This window comes from Ensifer sp. GW101-20A05 (assembly GCF_059424735.1).
This window is the reverse complement of record NZ_JBWKZT010000051.1, coordinates 1-1,024: the sequence shown is the minus strand read 5'-3', so window position 1 is coordinate 1,024 and position 1,024 is coordinate 1. Positions and strand designations below refer to the sequence as shown.

1 protein-coding gene and 1 pseudogene are annotated in these 1,024 nt (G+C 64.2%); both read left to right on the top strand.

The annotated features are described in order from the left end of the window. A partial coding sequence (gene cysT, locus AC070A_RS34605; protein WP_113133515.1) for a sulfate ABC transporter permease subunit CysT occupies positions 1 to 835 on the top strand: 835 nt, incomplete at its 5' end. Continuing rightward, positions 825 to 1,024, top strand: a pseudogene (cysW, locus tag AC070A_RS34600) (sulfate/thiosulfate ABC transporter permease CysW); the annotation flags it as partial. The gene cysT and the pseudogene cysW, both read left to right, overlap by 11 nt.

The following is a 1,024-nucleotide window of genomic DNA, read 5'->3' as shown; positions in this document are numbered from 1 at the left end:
CTGGCGATTTCGCCAGCCGAGTGTTTTGCCTGGCTTTGGGCTGTCGCTCGGGATCACGCTGAGTTGGCTGGTGCTGATCGTGTTGATCCCGCTGTCGGGGCTGGTGTGGCGGGCAAGCGGGCTCGGCTGGGCCAAGTTCTTTGAGCTGGCGCTCGATCCGCGCACGCTCAATGCCCTGAAGATCTCGTTCGGCACGGCGTTTCTCGCCGCGATCATCAACCTCGTCTTCGGCGTCATCCTCGCCTGGGTGCTGGTGCGCTATCGTTTCCCCGGCAAACGGGTGATCGACGCCATGGTCGACCTGCCGTTCGCGCTGCCGACCGCGGTCGCCGGCATTGCCTTGACGACGCTTTATGCCGGCAACGGCTGGATCGGCCAGTTCATCGAGCCGCTCGGGCTCAAGATCGCCTTTACGCCATCCGGCATCGTCGTCGCGCTGATCTTCGTCGGCCTGCCGTTTGTTGTCAGGACCGTGCAGCCGATCATGGAGGAGATCGACAAGGAGGTGGAAGAAGCCGCAGCCACCCTTGGCGCCAGCCGTTTCCAGACGATCAGCCGGGTATTGTTGCCGGGACTGCTGCCGGCCGGCCTCACCGGCTTTGCGCTCGCCTTTGCCCGCGGCGTCGGCGAATACGGCTCGGTGATCTTCATCGCCGGCAACCTGCCTTATGTCTCGGAGATCGCCCCGCTTCTGATCGTCATCAGGCTTGAAGAGTTTAACTATGCTGCCGCCACCGCCATTGCCGCGGTGATGCTGGCGATCTCCTTCGCCATGCTGCTCCTCATCAACTCGATCCAGGCCTGGAGCCGGCGGAGATATGTCTATGTCGCATGATCTGACCGCATCCGGGCCGCAACGGGCCTTGCCGGCGCTGGCTGCCGCCACCTCGGAAAGCCGCTTTGCCCGGCTGACCCTGACGATCACCGCGCTTGTCTTCGTCGCGCTGTTTTTGCTTTTGCCGCTCGCCGCCGTCTTCACCGAGGCGCTGCGCAAGGGACCGGCCGAGTTCGTTGCCGCGCTCGG